Raw genomic sequence first — 18,316 nt, forward strand, 5'->3', positions numbered from 1 at the left:
TATTAATCAGTTTTAGCCACTTCAAGCCAGACTCCCGACCCCCTCCACAAACCGAAAGATACTACTATCTTCCAAGTTCAAACTCGTCACACCCTCAATAATACCGACAATTTTATCAGTCTCGCCAATTTGGTAAATAGCAGTAGCATTAGTAAATCCCAGGGGTAAGTCCCCTATGCGATAGTTAGTAGCATTACCCAACAAAACCATCACATCTTGATTCATCTCCCAATCAGCCACCACAGTATAACCCTCACCGGGAAGCATCACAAAAGTATCATTTCCCTCTCCCCCATTCAACGTATCAATTCCCTCGGAACCCCCATACAAGATATCATTCCCCTTATCACCAAACAACAGAGAATTACCCTCACCCGCCACTAGAGTATCATGACCTTGACCGCCATAGAGAGTATCACCAGAGTTCCCACCAAACAGGATATCATCATCCTTATTTCCCAACAAAGCGTCACGACCGGAACCCCCAACTAAAGTATCATTTCCCTGACCCCCAAATAGGGTATTATTTCCTTGCTGTCCATCGAGGTAGTCATCCCCTTCAAAACCTAGTAAAGTTTCATCAGAATCACTACCCATAATCACATCATCCCCATCACTACCAAACCACTGATTAGGGAAAGGTTGAGTAATCGAGTTATTAGCAGAAAGTGGCGGCGCTTCCGGTATTGCAGGTATCACCTCACCCACATCAACCAGTAAATTAATCGGTTCCATGACTGGGGGTTCCGGTTCACTCACAGTTTCCGTATCCTCGGAAGCCTCAGGAGAACTCACAGAAGGAAAACTCGGAAATTGAATCGGCACAAAAATCGGTTGTTCAAAGACTTCGGGTTCCTCAACAACTAGTTCGGTTTCCGGCTCCTCAACAATAGGTTCTGGTTCGGTTTCCGTTTCCGGTTCCTCAACAATAGGTTCGGTTTCCGGTTCCTCAACAATAGGTTCTGGTTCGGTTTCCGTTTCCGGCTCCTCAACAATAGGTTCTGGTTCGGTTTCCGTTTCCGGTTCCTCAACAATAGGTTCTGGTTCGGTTTCCGTTTCCGGTTCCTCAACAATAGGTTCTGGTTCGGTTTCCGTTTCCGGCTCCTCAACAATAGGTTCTGGTTCCGTTTCCGTTTCCGGCTCCTCAACAATAGGTTCTGGTTCCGTTTCCGGTTCCTCAACAATAGGTTCTGGTTCGGGTTCTGGTTCGGGTTCGGGTATCAGATCAAATGCCTGGATTGCCATACTATAGTTATAAGCATCAACTTCATCAACACCATATACGTGAATATGATAGGTTCCTGGTTCGAGTTCATTTAGGCTAATCCGATCTTGATTACCAGATTCAATCAAAACCCCTTCGGCATCATACAGGTCTAATCCTACCTCTTGATTCATATAAGGATACAAACGCCAAATTAAGATATCATAACTTACTCCTCCCGGCTGATTGATCTCAAACTTGAACCAGTCAGAATCACCAGAATGAATACTAAGATCACCCGAAGAATTCCATTCATTGTCTGAGAGCAAACCCAAATCTGTAGCCATTTCAAGACTATCATTGGGTTCAAAATCATCTGGAATTACTGCCATGGGAGGCTCAATGATCAGAGTATAGTCATGATTTGTTGCTCCCTCATCGCCATACACCTGAACATAGTAAGTTCCAGCTTCAAGTGCCTCTAAACTAATCCGCTCCCCATCACCACTAATGGAAGTGTCAATCAAGACTCCTTCAGCATCATACAGGGCAAAATTCAGATAGTTACTAGAGTAGTCATAGTGCCTAACTGAGACATAATCACCTACTCCTCCAAACCTATCTATCTCAAACTTAAACCAATCCGAGTCTCCAGAGTGAATACTCAAGGCATTCCAGAAATAAGAGGGAGGATCAAATCCATGTGAGAATACAGAAGTCCACCAATCCTTTGACAAAAATCCCAAATCTGTGGCAGTTTCCATACTATCGTTAGGTTCAAACCTGTCTGGGAATGCCTCTAGGGGAGCCTGAATATTGATGCTATATTCAGGGTTAATTGCTCCGTCATCGCCATAGACCTGGATATGGTAAGTGCCAGCTTCCAGTCCTTCTAGGCTGATCGAAGTACCACTGGTTGAATCTTCAATCAGGACTCCCTCAGCATCATACAGGGCAAAATTCAGGTTGTAACCACGGTATGAGGCGGAGATTAAAACATAATCATAGGTTCCGCCAGTCTCAGTAATATCAAACTTGAACCAGTCTGAGTCCCCAGAGTGAATACTCATACCACTCCATGAACTAGACGGGTATGGTAGAGTGTCATAACAGTACAACTCATCTTTTGGATATAAGCCTAAATCGGTGGCGGTTTCCAGACTATCGTTAGGTTCAAATTGATCTGGTTCATCTTCGGTCCTAGTGATATCCCAGGGAACGTTAATAGAGAGACTGTATTCAGGATTAAGAACACCCTCATCGCCATATACCTGGATATAGTAAGTTCCGGCTTCTCGTCCCTCTAAACTAATTCCCGACAAATAATAACTAATGCCAGTTTTCATCAAGACTCCCTCAGCATCATATAGGGAGAATTTTAGGGTTTCATTAGAGTAGGAGGAACGAATTGATACGGAATTATACCCTCTTCCGGTTTGAGCCATCGCAAACTTAAACCAGTCGGAGTCTTCAGCATGAATACTGAGACCAGACCAGGTATTATCTTCAGATAGTAAGCCTAAATCTGTAGCTGTTTCCAGACTATCGTTAGGTTCAAATTCATCTGGGGTAATAGTTCTATCCCAGGGAACGTCGATATAAAGGCTATAGTCAGGGTTAGTAATACCTTCATCTCCATAAACCTTAATATGGTAAGTACCGGCTTCTAGTCCCTCTAAACTAATATACTCCCAATCATCACTACTGGAAGTCTCAATCAAGACTCCCTCAGCATCATACAGAGAGAAATTTAGGGGGTCATCGTAATCGGAACGAATTGATACGGAATTATACCCTCTTCCGGTATTGGCGATCGCAAACTTAAACCAATCCGAGTCTTCGGCATCAATACTGAGACCATACCAACGATTTGATTCAGATAGCAACCCTAAATCGGTGGCGGTTTCCAGACTATCGTTAGGTTCAAATTCATCTGGGGTAATAGTTCTATCCCAGGGAACGTCGATATAAAGGCTATAGTTAGGACTAGTGATGCCTTCATCCCCATAAACTTGAACATGGTAAGTTCCTGCTTCTAGTCCCTCTAAACTAATAAACGACAGCTCTTCATCACTGTTGGAAGTGTTAATCAAGACTCCCTCAGCATCATACAGAGAGAAATTTATGGGGTCATCGTAATAGTACCAACAATGAATTGATACCCAATTCTCATATCTTCCGGTATCGGCGATCGCAAACTTAAACCAGTCCGAGTCTCCAGAATGAATACTGAGGTTATCCCAACAATTCCATTCAGATAGCAAGCCTAAATCTGTAGCTGTTGCCAGACTATCGTTAGGTTCAAATTCATCTGGGATAATCTCGAAGAGAGCTAGATCATCCCCCAAATTACCTTCAGATAGCAAGTTTAAATCGGTGGCGATTTCAATGGTATCATTTTCAATGGTATCATTGGCTTCAAATTCATCTGAGGTGATAGTTATGTCCCAAGGAGCATCGATCCAGAGGCTGTAGCTAGAGCTAGTGTCTGCATCATATCCATAAACCTGAATATGATAAGTTCCCGCTTCTAGTCCCTCTAAACTAATATCCTCCCAATCATCACTACTGGAAGTCTCAATCAAGACTCCCTCAGCATCATAGAGGGCAATATTTAGGTTTTCATCGTACCCAGAATGAATTGATAGGACATTATAAGCTCTTCCGGTTTGAGCGATCGCAAACTTAAACCAATCTGAGTCTCCAGCATGAATACTGAGACCAGACCAGTTATTCCATTCAGATAGCAAGCCTAAATCGGTGGCGGTTTCAATACTATCGTTAGGTTCAAATTCATCAGGTGTACGATCCCAGGGAGCTGTGATGCTAAGGCTATAATTAGGGTTAGTGCTACCAGGATCTCCATAAACCTTAACATGGTAAGTTCCAGCGTCTAGCCCCTCTAAACTAATTGTACGCACATCATAGTTATTAACTAAAATGTCAATCAAGACCCCCTCAGCATCATACAGGGCAAGATTTAGGTTTGGATCTAAGTAGACAACGGGAGCATCTAGGTAATCATAAAATCCCATAGGAATAATTGATACATGATCATCAGGTCTTCCAGTATCGGCGATCGCAAACTTAAACCAGTCCGAGTCTCCCTCATGAATACTGAGACTAGACCAGTAATTCCATTCAGATAGCAACCCTAAATCGGTCGCGGTTTCGAGACTATCATTAGGTTCAAATTCATCTGGGATGATATTGTTGACAGCTTCATCAGGCATTTTAATTTCTCCATGAAACGAAATGTATTTAATGTCTATTCGTCCCCTCAGTCACGGTGATGGGTATACTTGAGAAATCGGACACGACAAACCCGACTCAAGATTTCCTTAAACTTCTACCCTGAGTCACGTTTTTTATATAGATTCAACCGCTGGTTTCTTTGCTGTTAGCAGGAGATGTGGTAGGTATTGATTCACCCCCACCCATAACCCAAGAGGGTTCCGACTTTGATCGCTGTTTCTCTACTTGTTTCTCAAAAGCACGCCGTCTACCAAATTGGTTTGATTATCAGTAGATTAGCTTGATTATATCCTATAAATCCAGTTGGGAAGTTATCCGATGAATTTTTAAGGAAAATTTAATCATTTAGGCTATGGTAAAGTCATGGGAAAATCTATGCTGTCCCAGGGTGCGGCTCTCAATTATTGACACAGTGATAAAGTGCGATCGCCTTTGACGGTAGACCCTCCACCAGTACCCCCAGTTAGGGGAACCCAAAAAATCCCAAAAATCCCCCCATTTTTCCTTGACAAATCCCCGAACTTGACCTATACTTAGAGAATGGGAATCCGTGCCGACATATATATGGTATTTTAGGGGTTTGTCGGTGGTAAGGAAAAGCGAAAAGGTTTGTTAACAGTGGTGAAAGGGCGATCGCCTTGAGGAGAAGAGGGGAAGGGGAGAAGGGGTAGAGATAGCGATCGCCCGAAAAGAAACGGTTGTGTGGTTGTTGATGGTTAGGTAGTGGGAGAGGGGGCTAGTGGCAGTGACGAACTGAGGAGATTTCCTTAAAATAACAAGTAAGGACTAATCTTCATAAGGAGGAGAACCAATCTCATGAGACTTTTACACACAATGCTGCGGGTCGGCAACTTGGATGAGTCGCTGAAATTTTACTGTGATATTCTGGGAATGAAGCTGCTGCGACAGAAAGATTATCCTGGGGGAAAGTTTACCCTAGCCTTTGTGGGATATGGGGATGAAGCTGATCATAGTGTCATTGAACTGACCTATAACTGGGGCGTTGATAGCTACAACCTGGGGGACGGTTACGGCCATATTGCCCTCGGTGTGGATGATATTTATAGCACCTGTGAGCAAATTCGGGCAGCAGGGGGTAAAATTAGCCGAGAACCAGGGCCGATGAAACACGGATCAACAGTGATTGCTTTCGTGGAAGACCCGGACGGGTATAAAGTTGAATTGATTCAACTGGGAACCCAGGGCTCGGCTGAGGCAAGTAAACAGTTAGCAGTAAACAGTTAAGATCTGAACGGATAAGGTGATCGATTGCCCATAGTAGGATAAAATCCTTGGGGCAATCGGCTCTGGTGGTCCCCAGAAAAATACATCGGCAACATCTATTTGAGAGTCATAATTCCCCGTTCCCTATTTGGTGTCAATAAAAATAAGCAATGCAACCGACCGATCCGAGTAAATTTACAGATAAAGCCTGGGAAGCGATAGTAAAATCCCAAGATGTTGCTCGTCGCTTCCAAAATCAGCATTTAGAAGTGGAGCACGTGGCGATCGCCGCCTTAGAACAAAATGGACTGGCTAATAATATATTAGGGCGGGCTGGTTTTAATCCCGAACAGGTCCAGCAACAATTAGAAGCCTTCACCAAACGGCAACCCCGAGTCGGAACTATTGACCATCTCTACCTAGGTCGTGGGTTAGAATTGATGCTAGATACGGCTGAAGCGACGCGGTCCGCATGGCAAGACCGCTACATTGCTATTGAACACCTGATTATTGCCCTAGCAGAAGATGATCGCGTCGGTCGTAGGATTTTGGGTAGTGGAAACCCCACCAGAGCCACACCAGGAAGACCAGGGTTCGATCGCCCTACCAATGACTCCAAAGCTACAGTCCGGGAGAAACTGGAAGAAGCCATCAAATCCATGCGTGGCAGTGCTAAAGTTGACAACCAGAACCCGGAAAATAGTTATGATGCCCTGAGTAAGTATGGCCGAGATCTAACCGAATTGGCTAAGGCAGGGAAACTAGACCCGGTGATCGGACGGGATGAAGAAATTCGCCGGGTGGTTAGTTGTCTGTCCAGACGAACCAAAAATAATCCGGTGTTAATTGGAGAACCGGGAGTCGGTAAAACAGCGATCGCCGAAGGGTTAGCCCAACGCATTGTTAACGGAGATGTGCCAGAGTCCCTCAAAAACCGCCAGTTGATTTCCCTGGATATGGGTAGTTTAATCGCCGGAGCCAAATATAGGGGGGAATTTGAAGAAAGACTGCGATCGGTATTGCGGGAAGTTACCCACTCCGACGGTCAAATAGTCCTGTTTATCGACGAACTACATACCGTCGTGGGGGCAGGATCGGGTTCTGGAGGTTCGGGAATGGATGCCGGAAACCTGCTTAAACCTATGTTAGCCCGGGGAGAATTGCGCTGTATCGGTGCTTCTACTGTTGATGAATACCGTAAGCATATCGAAAAAGACCCAGCCCTAGAAAGACGATTTCAACAGGTCTATGTTGATCAACCTAGTCCAGAGGATACCGTGTCAATCCTGCGGGGGTTGAAAGACCGTTACGAACGCCATCACGGGGTCAAAATTACAGATTCCGCATTGGTGGCGGCGGCAATGCTGTCCGCGCGATATATTAGCGATCGCTTCCTTCCTGATAAGGCGATCGACCTAGTAGACGAAGCCGCCGCCCAGTTGAAAATGGAAATCACCTCCAAACCCGTGGAGTTAGAACAAATTGAGCGTCGCCTCATGCAGTTGGAGATGGAAAAACTCTCCGTCGAAGGGGAAAGCCAAAGAAGTACACCCCCACGCACAGGGGAACAAGATCGAACTGCTGATCTGGGTTTAAATATGCGTATCCAATCCCTACTGCAAGAAATTAACACCCTCAAAGACAAGCAGAAAACTCTATCGTCCCAGTGGCAGAGTGAAAAGGAACTCCTCGAAGCTATTAACCGCCTCAAAGAAGAAGAAGAAAAACTGCGGGTGCAAATTGAACAAGCCGAACGCGCTTATGATCTCAATAAAGCAGCTCAGTTAAAATACGGCCGCTTAGAGACTCTTCACCACGACCGAGAGGCGCGGGAGGCAGAATTGTTAAAATTGCAGGCTCAGGGGTCTTCCTTGCTGCGAGAGCAGGTGACAGAAGCCGATATTGCTGCCATTGTCGCTAAGTGGACGGGGATTCCCGTTAATCGCCTGTTGGAGTCCGAACGACAAAAATTATTACAATTGGAATCCCATTTACATCGGCGCGTAATTGGTCAGCAGGAAGCCGTGGAAGCTGTATCTGCCGCTATTCGCCGCGCTAGGGCGGGGATGAAAGACCCCGGACGGCCTATCGGTTCGTTTCTGTTTATGGGACCCACAGGGGTCGGTAAAACTGAGTTGGCTAGGGCTTTGGCGGAGTTCCTCTTTGACAGCGAGGAAGCTATGATTCGCATTGATATGTCCGAATATATGGAAAAACACGCTGTCTCTCGGTTGGTGGGTGCGCCTCCGGGATATGTGGGCTATGACGAAGGCGGACAACTATCAGAAGCGGTCCGCCGCCATCCCTATTCAGTGATTCTATTTGATGAGGTGGAAAAAGCTCATCCTGATGTCTTTAATATCCTCTTACAAGTATTGGATGATGGCAGAATTACTGACTCCCAAGGACGATTGGTGGATTTCCGCAATACGGTAATTGTCATGACTAGCAATATCGGCGGTGAGTATATTCTGGGGGTGGCTGGGGATGACTCTCGCTATGGGGAAATGTCTGCTTTGGTTATGCAGGCTTTGCGATCGCATTTCCGACCCGAATTTTTGAATCGGGTAGATGAAATTATCCTCTTCCACACCCTCAGTAAAGCTGAATTGCGCGATATCGTTGCCATTCAAATGCATCGCCTCCAAAGACTTTTGGCTGATCAAAAAATTGCTCTGGATTTATCACCTGCTGCTATTGATCATGTGGCTGATGTGGGTTATGATCCTGTTTATGGGGCTAGACCTCTGAAACGGGCGATTCAACGGGAGTTGGAAAATCCGATCGCTAACCTGATTTTAGAGCAGAAGTTTGTCACGGGCGATACTATTCAAATTCAGGTGAAAGATGGAACACTCACTTTTGATCATCCCTTGAAGACACCAGAAGCCCCATTAAATCAGGGTCAGTTGACCATGTTACCAGTGGCAGTCAACAGCCCAGGTGATGATAATTAAAATCTTTAAGTGTGCCGTCTCTATCTCGAATTGCCAAGGAAGACTCCCGTGGAAAGCCTAGCAGAATAGCGATAGTGTTAATATCCTACGATAGGAAGTTAATCATGATCCAGTTAACAGTAGCAATTCCTACCTATAATGGGGAAAACCGGTTGCCAGAAGTGCTCGAACAGTTGCGATGTCAAAGGGCGACCGAAAGCATCCGTTGGGAAGTTCTCGTCGTGGATAATAATAGTTCCGATGGTACGGCAGCAGTGGTACAGCAGTTTCAGAAGGACTGGCCCCAAGAAGTCCCCCTGCGATATGTGTTAGAAACTCAACAGGGTTTAGCATTTGCGAGGAAGCGATCGGTGTCTGAGTCCCAAGCTGAGTTGATCGGTTTTTTGGATGATGACAATATACCTGAATTAAATTGGGTAGCTGAGGCGGTTAGATTTTCTCAAGAAAACCCAAAGGCGGGAGCCTATGGTAGTCAAATTCACGCCATATTTGAGGTAGAACCGCCCCCTAACTTTAATCGAATTAAACCATTTTTCGCCATTACGGAATTAGGGAAAAATCCGAGGCTTTATAATGCTCGAAAAAATCTCTTGCCTCCAGGAGCAGGGTTAGTTATTAGGAGAGAGGTCTGGAGTGAATTTGTGCCAGACAAATGTATCTTGAGTGGTAGAGTTGATGGCAGTATGTTGGGCGGAGAAGATATAGAGGCTTTATCCTATATTCAACGCAAGTCCGACTGGGAAATTTGGTATAATCCCCAAATGCAGGTCGATCATAAAATTCCTAGAAAACGTTTGGAGATTGAGTATTTGATACCCTTATTTCGGGGAATTGGATTAAGTCGTTACGTCACTCGTACAGCGGGAGTTAAGCCAATTTTAAAGCCTGTTTTAACAACAGCGTACTTGGCAAACGACTGTCGAAAATTGCTGCTTCACGTCCTCCGTTACGGTGTGTCGGATCTGGATGATATTGCTGCTTGTGAACGAGCCTTATTAATGGGGAGTTTAAACAGCTTTTTTTATTTGTGGTATAACGGTTACTTAAAGCTAGACAAAAAAACAGCAACTCTGCTAATACTACTGTCAGTGCAGTTGTTCATGAGTAACCAGAATTTGCTCTCAGCTTGCACTACTCCCTAAGCAAACATATTAACAGTTTCAATACCTCCAATCTAGTATATCTTATGCTAGGACATCTCAAGTCTTCATTTGGTCCCAGTTATCCCACCAACTAGTACAAACTTTAGTTATGACCCAGGATTCATTTTCTCTCACGGTAGCTATTCCGACCTACAATGGAGCGCAACGCTTACCCGAAGTATTAGAGGCACTTCGTCATCAAAGCCATAGGTCAAAAATTGACTGGGACATTGTGGTTATTGATAATAATAGCACTGATACAACTCATCAAGTGATTCAAGCTTATCAAAGCAACTGGGAGAAACATTATCCCCTCACCTACTATTTTGAACCCAAGCAAGGACCAGCTTTTGCTAGACAACGAGCAATTAAAGAAGCAAAAGGACTTTATATCGCTTTCCTAGATGATGATAATATTCCAGCAACAAGCTGGATTTCCTCTATCTATGAATTTAGCCAAAACTACCCCCAAGCGGGAGCATTTGGCGGACAAATTAACGGCGAATATGAAGTAAAACCTCCTGAAAACTTTAAACAAATTGCCGCATTTTTAGCGATTGGCGAACATGGCAATCAACCCTTTCGCTTTGACCCAGATAATTTAATATTACCACCAACTGCTGGATTAGTGGTTAAAAAACAGGCTTGGCAAGAAGCTGTTCCGAAAACCCCTCAACTTGTTGGAAGTCAGAGGAATTTTTTGGCGCGAGGAGACGATTATGAGTTATTGCTTTATCTACACAAACAAGGCTGGGAAATTTGGTATAATCCCCAGATGCACATTAACCATAAAATTCCCGCGTTTCGATTAGAACGCAATTATTTATTATCCTTAGCGCGTGCCTGTGGTTTAGCCACTTTTCAGTTACGGATGATTAATGCTAAAACCATAGACAAGCCAGTGATTTTTGTCAGGACAATTTTGGGCAATCTCCGCCGTATTATTAAGCAACGACTGAAGTATGGAGAAATGCTGAAAAGTGAACTAATTCCAGCAGTTGAAATGGAATTTTATCGGGGTAGTATGATGAGTGTCTTGGTTGGGCTCAACAATGTCTGGAATGCTAAATTCGGGTCTGTAGAAAAGTCAGAGGATCAATAAAATGCCCCAAATATCAATAATTATTCCTGCCTATAATGCTGATAAGACGATTAAGGAAACCATTGATTCCGTTATCAATCAGACCTTTAAGGATTTTGAAATAATTATAATTAATGATGGGTCTACTGATAGAACATTAGATATTATTTCCAGTATTAATGACCCGCGTATTCAAGTATTTTCTTATCCCAATTCAGGGGCTTCTGTTAGTCGAAATCGAGGATTTTCTAAAGCCAGCGCTCAGTATATTGCTTTCTTAGATGCTGACGATTTATGGACCTCTGATAAATTGGAATTACAATATGCAGCACTTGAAGCAGATCCAGAAGCATCTGTAGCCTATAGCTGGACAAATTATATTGATCAATATGGTGAATTTTTATACCCGGGATTTCATCAAAGCTATCAAGGCGATGTTTATTCCATATTATTAGTGAAAAACTTTCTGGAAAATGGTTCTAATCCTTTAATTACCCGTCATGCTTTATCAGCAATTGGAGGTTTTGATGAGTCTTTGAAGGGTGGGCAGGATTGGGATTTATATTTGCGTTTAGCTGCCCAGTATAAATTTGTTTGTATATCTCAAGCGCAAATCTTATACCGCATATCTGAGCATTCGATTTCCTCTAATATTGAGCGTCAATAATCTTCCTGCTTATTGGTACTTAACAAAGCGTTTAACAATGCTCCCAGCTCCTTAAAAAATCTGAAAAAAGATAGCCTTTCACACTTATATAGTTATCTAACTTTTAAATCACTTGAATCGCCATTAACGAGAAAAAAAGCAAGGATAGGAGCGAGATGTTTTTGGATGTCTATTTACCACGATCCTGGTTTGATCAAACGTCGCTCACGTATGATGGCTATCGTATTTGTGAAAATCATGGTAGGTCTGATGTTACCCAACGGACAGGCTGAACCTTTACTTAAATTCGTTAAAGAATTTAAAGGATTTTTCCCCACAACTCATAACTCTAAAAATTTATCTCATTAGCCACATGAGTGATACTGTCAAAATCTACGCAGTTACTATAATTAGCGATCTACAGCACACCTTCCATGGATCTCGTTTTGATGGCCTCATTTGAGAATTATCGTCTGATCATTCCTTTCCTGGGTCTGATTCATGGGTCTGATGCTACCATATATATCGATTGTCCATGATCCATGGTTGATATACGGAAATCCGAATCATCTCATGGGGGTGATCCATGCCCATGATGTCATGGCGATCGCCCAAGATCAGGAAATGATAACTATGTATATTTGAGAAATAACGCCCATGACCGTACTTGAACAGGGAACAATCACGATCCATACTGAAAACATCTTCCCGATTATCAAGAAATCTCTCTACACTGATCATGAGGTATTCTTGCGGGAATTGGTTTCTAACGCGGTAGATGCGATCGCTAAATTAAAAATGGTGGCCCGCACCGGAGAATATTCCGGGGACATCAGCAACCCACAAATTACCATTGCGATCGACAAAGACGCTAAAACCCTATCTGTTAGTGATACTGGTATCGGTCTCACCGCCGACGAGGTTAAAAAATATATTAACCAAGTCGCCTTTTCCAGCGCCGAAGAATTTATCCAAAAATACCAAGCCACCGACGGAGAAGCCATCATCGGCCACTTTGGTCTAGGGTTTTACTCCTCATTCATGGTAGCCAAACAAGTAGAGATCGACACCCTCTCCTACAAAGAAGGCGCAGAAGCCGTCCATTGGACCTGCGACGGTTCCCCAGAATTCAAATTAGAAGATTCTGCCCGCACCACCCGTGGGACTACCATCACCCTCACCTTGATGGATGATGAATTAGAGTATCTCGAAACCAGTCGCATTCAGCAACTGATTAAAACCTATTGCGACTTTATGCCCGTCCCCATTATTATGGACGGCGAAACCATCAACCGCCACACAGCGCCCTGGCGTGAGTCTCCCAATAACCTCACCAAAGAAGATTATTTAGACCTTTATCGTTATCTGTATCCTTTCCAAGAAGAACCCCTGCTGTGGGTTCACCTGAACACTGACTATCCCTTCATTGTTAACGGTATTCTATACTTCCCCAAACTGCGGCCTGATGTTGATGTCACCCAGGGCAATATTAAACTATTTTGTAATCAGGTTTTTGTCAGCGACCACTGCGAGGAAATTATCCCGAAATTCCTGATGCCTTTGCGGGGTGTAATTGACAGCACCGATATTCCTTTGAATATCTCCCGTAGCGCCCTACAAACTAACCGCACAGTCCGCAAAATTGCTGACTATATCGCCAAAAAAGTAGGCGATCGCCTCAAAGAATTATATCGAGACAATCGCCAAGAATATATCCGTTGTTGGCAGGATGTTGGTACTTTTATCAAGTTCGGTTCCCTCAATGACGATAAATTTAAGAAACAGGTAGAAGAGATTCTCATCTTCCGCAGCACTTATAAACCCCCCACTGAGTCCGGGGAAGCTCAAACCCCAGAAGTACAAGTCCAAAGCGAAGATGGGGATGTTTGGGAAGAAGTGAAAACCGAAAAATCCCTTAGCACTGATGAACAGGGACGCTATTATACTACCCTCAGTGAATACCTAGAACGCAATCAATCCCGCCACGAAAACCGGGTTTTTTACTGCACCGATGAAGCCGCCCAAGCTACATACATAGAACTGCACAAAAGTCAAGGTTTAGAAGTGCTATTCCTCGACTCATTTATCGATACCCATTTTATCAGTTTCTTGGAGCGGGAACACTCAGAGGTTAAGTTTTTGCGGGTAGACTCGGAACTTGATGAGACTCTCATTGAAAAAGATAAGCCAGCCGAAATTGTTGACCCCAAAACTAATAAAACCCGCAGCGAACAAATTAAGGAGTTATTTGAGAAGTCCCTCAATAAGCCACGGGTGAATATTCGCACGGAATCTCTCAAATCTGAGGATACCCCGCCCGCCATGGTTTTACTACCGGAAGCCATGCGCCGTTTACAGGATATGACCGCCTTATTGCAACAGCAGAAGGCTGATTTCCCCGAAGACCATATTTTACTGGTAAATACTGCTCACCCTCTCATTCAAAATCTGGCTAATTTAAGTCAGGGTAGCATTATTCAAGAGGGCGGTTCTTCCCCCTCAGAAGAGTTGGCAAAAATGATTTGTCACCATGTTTATGACTTAGCATTAATGGCTCAAAAAGGCTTTGATGCTGAAGGAATGAAGGATTTTGTTGAACGTTCTAATCATGTTTTAACTCGGTTAACAGAACGGGCCATGTAAACATTAGGGGACAATTCACTAATTGTCCCCACCAGATAGGGGAATTTGGTGATATATCCTGGTCATGATCACACCGAAAGGTTAAAATCTTTAATAAAGCCGGATTAGATTTAACCAACCCTATGGATACAAAAGCATTTAGACGTTCACTCCAACAGTCAGACACCTACCACCGCAAAGGCTTCGGTCATCAGGAAGAGGTGGCGGGTGTCATGGACAGCGCCTACCAAAGTAGCTTAATTCAACAAATTAGACAAAATAACTATATCCTGACCCAAGGTAATGTGACCATCCGGTTAGCAGAGGCTTTCGGCTTCTGCTGGGGGGTAGAAAGGGCTGTGGCTATGGCTTACGAGACTCGCCAACACTTCCCGACTGAAAGAATATGGATCACTAATGAAATTATCCATAATCCTTCAGTTAATCAACATTTGCGGGATATGAATGTTGAGTTTATCCCGGTCAATGACTCCCACAAAGATTTTTCGGTGGTGGGTAGTGGTGATGTGGTTATCCTTCCTGCTTTTGGGGCGAGTGTTCAGGAAATGCAAATCCTGAATGATAAGGGGTGTAAAATTATTGATACTACCTGTCCCTGGGTTTCTAAGGTTTGGAATACGGTAGAAAAGCATAAGAAAAAACAGTACACCTCGATTATTCACGGTAAATATAAGCATGAAGAAACTGTGGCTACCAGTTCTTTTGCTGATAAGTATTTGGTGCTGTTGAATTTAGAAGAAGCAGAATATGTGGCTGATTATATCCTTAATGGTGGCAACCGTGAGGAGTTTTTGGCTAAGTTCGCTAATGCTTATTCGGCTAATTTTGACCCGGATCGGGATTTGGAATCTGTCGGTATCGCTAACCAAACTACTATGTTAAAAAGCGAAACTGAACAAATTGGGAAGCTGTTTGAACGCACGATGATGCAAAAATACGGCCCGGCTAATCTCAATGAACATTTCCAAAGTTTCAATACTATCTGTGATGCTACCCAGGAACGTCAAGATGCGATGATTGGGTTATTAGAAGAAAAGCTGGATTTAATGGTAGTGATTGGCGGTTTTAACTCTTCTAATACGACTCACTTGCAAGAGATGGCGATTGAACGGGGTATCCCTTCTTATCATATCGATAGCAGCGATCGCATTCTTGAGGGAAATCAAATTCAACATAAACCCCTTAATAAAGACTTGGAAATGGCGACAAAATGGCTCCCAGAAGGAGAAATTATTGTCGGTGTAACCTCTGGTGCATCCACCCCTGACCGGGTAGTGGAAGAGGCGATTCAAAAAATCTTCGCTCAGAAAGCCTTAGCGGTGGCAGTGTAGTTAGTTATATCCCCCTTGGGCATAATTTGCGGATGCTCCGGTAGGTAGAAATGCTGTAAATGTTATGCGATCGCCAAACCGGAGTATAATCAAAAAATACATTGTTCCTATCACAATTTGGAGAAAATAAAACCATGACTTTGCGATTAGGTGATACCGTCCCTAACTTTACCCAAGCCTCTTCAGAAGGAGATATTAACTTCTATGATTGGGCTGGGGATAGCTGGGTTGTCCTGTTCTCTCATCCAGCAGACTATACCCCTGTTTGTACCACAGAATTAGGCACTGTTGCTAAACTCAAACCAGAGTTTGATAAACGCAATGTTAAAGTAATCGCCCTGAGTGTGGATGATGCGGACTCCCATAAAGGTTGGATTGGTGATATCAACGAGACTCAGCAAACTAATATTAACTACCCGATTTTAGCTGATAGCGATCGCCAAGTATCGGATCTTTACGATATGATTCACCCCAACGCTAACGCATCTTTAACCGTTCGTACTGTTTTCGTCATTGACTCTAACAAAAAGTTACGCCTGACCCTAACTTATCCCCCTAGTACCGGACGTAATTTTAGCGAAATTTTGCGGGTGATTGACTCCTTACAACTCACCGACAACTACAGTGTGGCTACCCCTGCTGATTGGCAAGATGGGGAAGATTGTGTAATTGTGCCTTCCCTCAAAGACCCGGAAGAACTCAAACAGAAATTTCCCAAAGGTTACAAGGAAATTAAGCCATATTTACGCATGACTCCTCAACCTAATAAGTAGGATATTTAGCCTTTAAAATATGGGATGAGTGGATAGATTCAAAAGTGCCATAATCTTGAGCATCTCTCATCCCTTAATTGTCACCCCACCTTTGAAAAACCCAACTTTTTAAAAAATTAGCAATGGATATTAAACGTGGCTTTGTAGAAGCTGTGGGAAACACTCCCTTAATCAGATTAAATAGTTTTAGTGATGAGACAGGTTGTGAAATTTTAGGAAAAGCAGAATTTTTAAATCCTGGCGGTTCTGTTAAAGATAGGGCGGCTTTATATATTATCGAAGATGCCGAAAAAAAAGGTTTGCTAAAACCCGGTGGCACAGTGGTAGAGGGTACCGCCGGAAATACAGGTATTGGTCTAGCCCATATTTGTAATGCTAAGGGCTATAAATGCGTCATTGTCATACCTGAAACTCAATCTGTGGAAAAAATGGAAGCCTTGAGAACTTTGGGCGCTGAAGTGCGTGCAGTTCCCGCTGTTCCCTATAAAGACCCTAATAATTATGTGAAATTATCGGGACGTTTGGCGGCGGAAATGGATAATGCAATTTGGGCGAATCAGTTTGATAATTTAGCGAACCGGGAAGCGCATTATCAAACCACTGGACCGGAAATTTGGTCTCAAACTGACGGTAAAATTGATGCTTGGGTGGCGGCTACGGGTACGGGGGGAACCTTTGCGGGGGTGTCTCTGTTTTTGAAGGAAAAAAACCCGAATATTAAAACTGTGGTGGCTGACCCGATGGGTAGTGGTTTATACAGTTATGTGAAAACTGGTGAAATTCAACCCCAGGGAAACTCAATTACTGAGGGAATTGGTAATAGTAGGATTACTGCTAATATGCAGGATGTTCCTATTGATGATGCTATACAAGTTGATGACCAGGAGGCGGTGCGCGTGGTTTATCAACTCTTAGAAAAAGATGGGTTATTTATGGGGGGGTCTGTTGGTATTAATGTCGGTGCGGCGATCGCATTAGCTAAACAAATGGGACCCGGACATACCATTGTTACTGTGTTATGTGATGGCGGCGGACGTTATCAATCTAAACTATACAATAAACAATGGTTGGCTGAACGGGGACTATTACCAGTCAGTTAAAATTTACCCTCATCGGGAATCGGATTAGCTAGGGTTTAGGGCTGAATTTCCCATGATTGGGGCTGATTATCGGGGATGTTTAGCAAGTCCTATTCCCTATCTTTCCACAACTCTCAATCAATGTAATTTTGGCGATCGCTATAGTCACCGCTTGGCTGATTTTTGCCCCTTCTGGCGTGAGATTTTCGCCTCTGTAGATACATTTAGGAACCAGTAGGGTTGAGACTCCCGCCGCCTCTAATGCTGCGGCTTCCGCGACGCTGGGGGTGGTGATTTTTTGCTGTACCACCATGGAAGGATTGGGAACCTTGACACCCTGCAATTGTTGGGGTGAAAATGTCTGTAAAATCCAGTGGCGATCGCTACATAATTCTACTAACCCTCCTTCATCAGCCTTTCCCTCTATGGTAGCAATCCCAATGATAGCATCTTCCGCTAATTGATGTTCCTGAAATACCTGTTTAATAGCGGTTTCTATCACGAGTCTGGGGGTGTGACGTTGACAACCTATACCGACCCACAAAACCTTCTGAGACGATGATATTTTTAGCCACAGGTTTGTCATTAATTCACAAAAAGGGTGATTCTATATACCATTACCCTCATTTTAGCAAACTTTTATCTCATGGAAAAAATGATTAAGCGCCTACTACATGACCCACCTCCGTTAAGTGAAACGACGACGAAAACGGCGATCGTGATAATGGAGTTTTTTCCGATTACACTCCCAGCAGAGGGTCTGTAAATTACTCAGGTCATTACTTCCCCCCCTAGCCAATGCAATAATATGGTCAATCGTTAGCCGCGCCTCTTTATTGGTTTTTCCGCAACTTTGACAAGTAAAATTATCTCGTTCATAAACATATTTACGAACAGCCGGAGGGAAAGGAATGCGGGGTGTTTTACTCATGTTTATTTCCTGGTTTGGGGTTTCTATAGCCAACAATCAACGGGGGGGGT

General features: G+C 43.7%; 14 protein-coding genes. 11 read left to right on the forward strand and 3 right to left on the reverse strand.

The window, feature by feature from the left end:
• Nucleotides 1-21: 21 nt before the first annotated feature.
• The gene (locus XZ46_RS10295) at nt 22-4,437 is read right to left on the reverse strand and encodes a pre-peptidase C-terminal domain-containing protein (RefSeq protein ID WP_008050301.1); all 4,416 of its coding nucleotides are present in this window, start codon (nt 4,435-4,437) and stop codon (nt 22-24) included.
• A gap of 838 nt (nt 4,438-5,275) precedes the next feature.
• Here XZ46_RS10295 and gloA point away from each other — a divergent pair.
• From gloA to XZ46_RS10340, 11 genes are all read left to right on the forward strand, one after another.
• Nucleotides 5,276-5,704, forward strand: coding sequence for a lactoylglutathione lyase (gloA, locus tag XZ46_RS10300; RefSeq protein WP_006669071.1), 429 nt, complete (start codon nt 5,276-5,278; stop codon nt 5,702-5,704).
• Between the two features lie 149 nt (nt 5,705-5,853).
• Nucleotides 5,854-8,640, forward strand: coding sequence for an ATP-dependent chaperone ClpB (gene clpB / locus XZ46_RS10305; protein WP_006626092.1), 2,787 nt, complete (start codon nt 5,854-5,856; stop codon nt 8,638-8,640).
• A gap of 104 nt (nt 8,641-8,744) precedes the next feature.
• Nucleotides 8,745-9,782: a hormogonium polysaccharide biosynthesis glycosyltransferase HpsE gene (hpsE, locus tag XZ46_RS10310; protein ID WP_008050307.1), complete on the forward strand. Its 1,038-nt coding sequence runs from the start codon at nt 8,745-8,747 to the stop codon at nt 9,780-9,782.
• A 109-nt stretch (nt 9,783-9,891) separates the two neighbouring features.
• Nucleotides 9,892-10,884 (forward strand): hormogonium polysaccharide biosynthesis glycosyltransferase HpsE, encoded by a 993-nt coding sequence (hpsE, locus tag XZ46_RS10315; protein ID WP_008050309.1) that lies wholly within the window; start codon nt 9,892-9,894, stop codon nt 10,882-10,884.
• Nucleotide 10,885: 1 nt separating this feature from the next.
• Nucleotides 10,886-11,530, forward strand: coding sequence for a glycosyltransferase family 2 protein (locus XZ46_RS36500; protein ID WP_008050311.1), 645 nt, complete (start codon nt 10,886-10,888; stop codon nt 11,528-11,530).
• A gap of 165 nt (nt 11,531-11,695) precedes the next feature.
• Nucleotides 11,696-11,878 carry a hypothetical protein gene (locus tag XZ46_RS36505; protein ID WP_228116532.1) on the forward strand — a complete coding sequence of 61 codons (183 nt, stop codon included), beginning with the start codon at nt 11,696-11,698 and terminating at the stop codon, nt 11,876-11,878.
• A 141-nt stretch (nt 11,879-12,019) separates the two neighbouring features.
• Nucleotides 12,020-12,154, forward strand: a complete 135-nt coding sequence (locus XZ46_RS37505) for a hypothetical protein (RefSeq protein WP_257720191.1) — start codon at nt 12,020-12,022, stop codon at nt 12,152-12,154.
• A 12-nt stretch (nt 12,155-12,166) separates the two neighbouring features.
• Entirely contained in the window at nt 12,167-14,152 is a 1,986-nt protein-coding gene (gene htpG, locus XZ46_RS10325) for a molecular chaperone HtpG (protein WP_006626091.1), read from the forward strand.
• Nucleotides 14,153-14,274: 122 nt separating this feature from the next.
• The gene (locus tag XZ46_RS10330) at nt 14,275-15,483 is read left to right on the forward strand and encodes a 4-hydroxy-3-methylbut-2-enyl diphosphate reductase (protein ID WP_008050315.1); all 1,209 of its coding nucleotides are present in this window, start codon (nt 14,275-14,277) and stop codon (nt 15,481-15,483) included.
• Nucleotides 15,484-15,617: 134 nt separating this feature from the next.
• Nucleotides 15,618-16,256, forward strand: coding sequence for a peroxiredoxin (locus XZ46_RS10335; protein ID WP_006626089.1), 639 nt, complete (start codon nt 15,618-15,620; stop codon nt 16,254-16,256).
• Nucleotides 16,257-16,378: 122 nt separating this feature from the next.
• Nucleotides 16,379-17,356, forward strand: a complete 978-nt coding sequence (locus XZ46_RS10340) for a cysteine synthase A (protein ID WP_006618942.1) — start codon at nt 16,379-16,381, stop codon at nt 17,354-17,356.
• 79 nt (nt 17,357-17,435) lie between these two features.
• Here XZ46_RS10340 and XZ46_RS10345 read toward each other — a convergent pair whose 3' ends face one another.
• Both XZ46_RS10345 and XZ46_RS10350 read right to left on the reverse strand, forming a co-directional pair.
• Entirely contained in the window at nt 17,436-17,921 is a 486-nt protein-coding gene (locus XZ46_RS10345; protein ID WP_008050316.1) for a cobalamin biosynthesis protein, read from the reverse strand.
• A 102-nt stretch (nt 17,922-18,023) separates the two neighbouring features.
• A complete protein-coding gene (locus XZ46_RS10350; RefSeq protein WP_006669063.1) occupies nt 18,024-18,266 on the reverse strand; it encodes an HNH endonuclease in 243 nt (80 codons plus the stop codon).
• Nucleotides 18,267-18,316: the final 50 nt, after the last annotated feature.

This window comes from Limnospira indica PCC 8005 (assembly GCF_000973065.1).
GTDB classification, from domain to species: Bacteria; Cyanobacteriota; Cyanobacteriia; order Cyanobacteriales; family Microcoleaceae; genus Limnospira; species Limnospira fusiformis.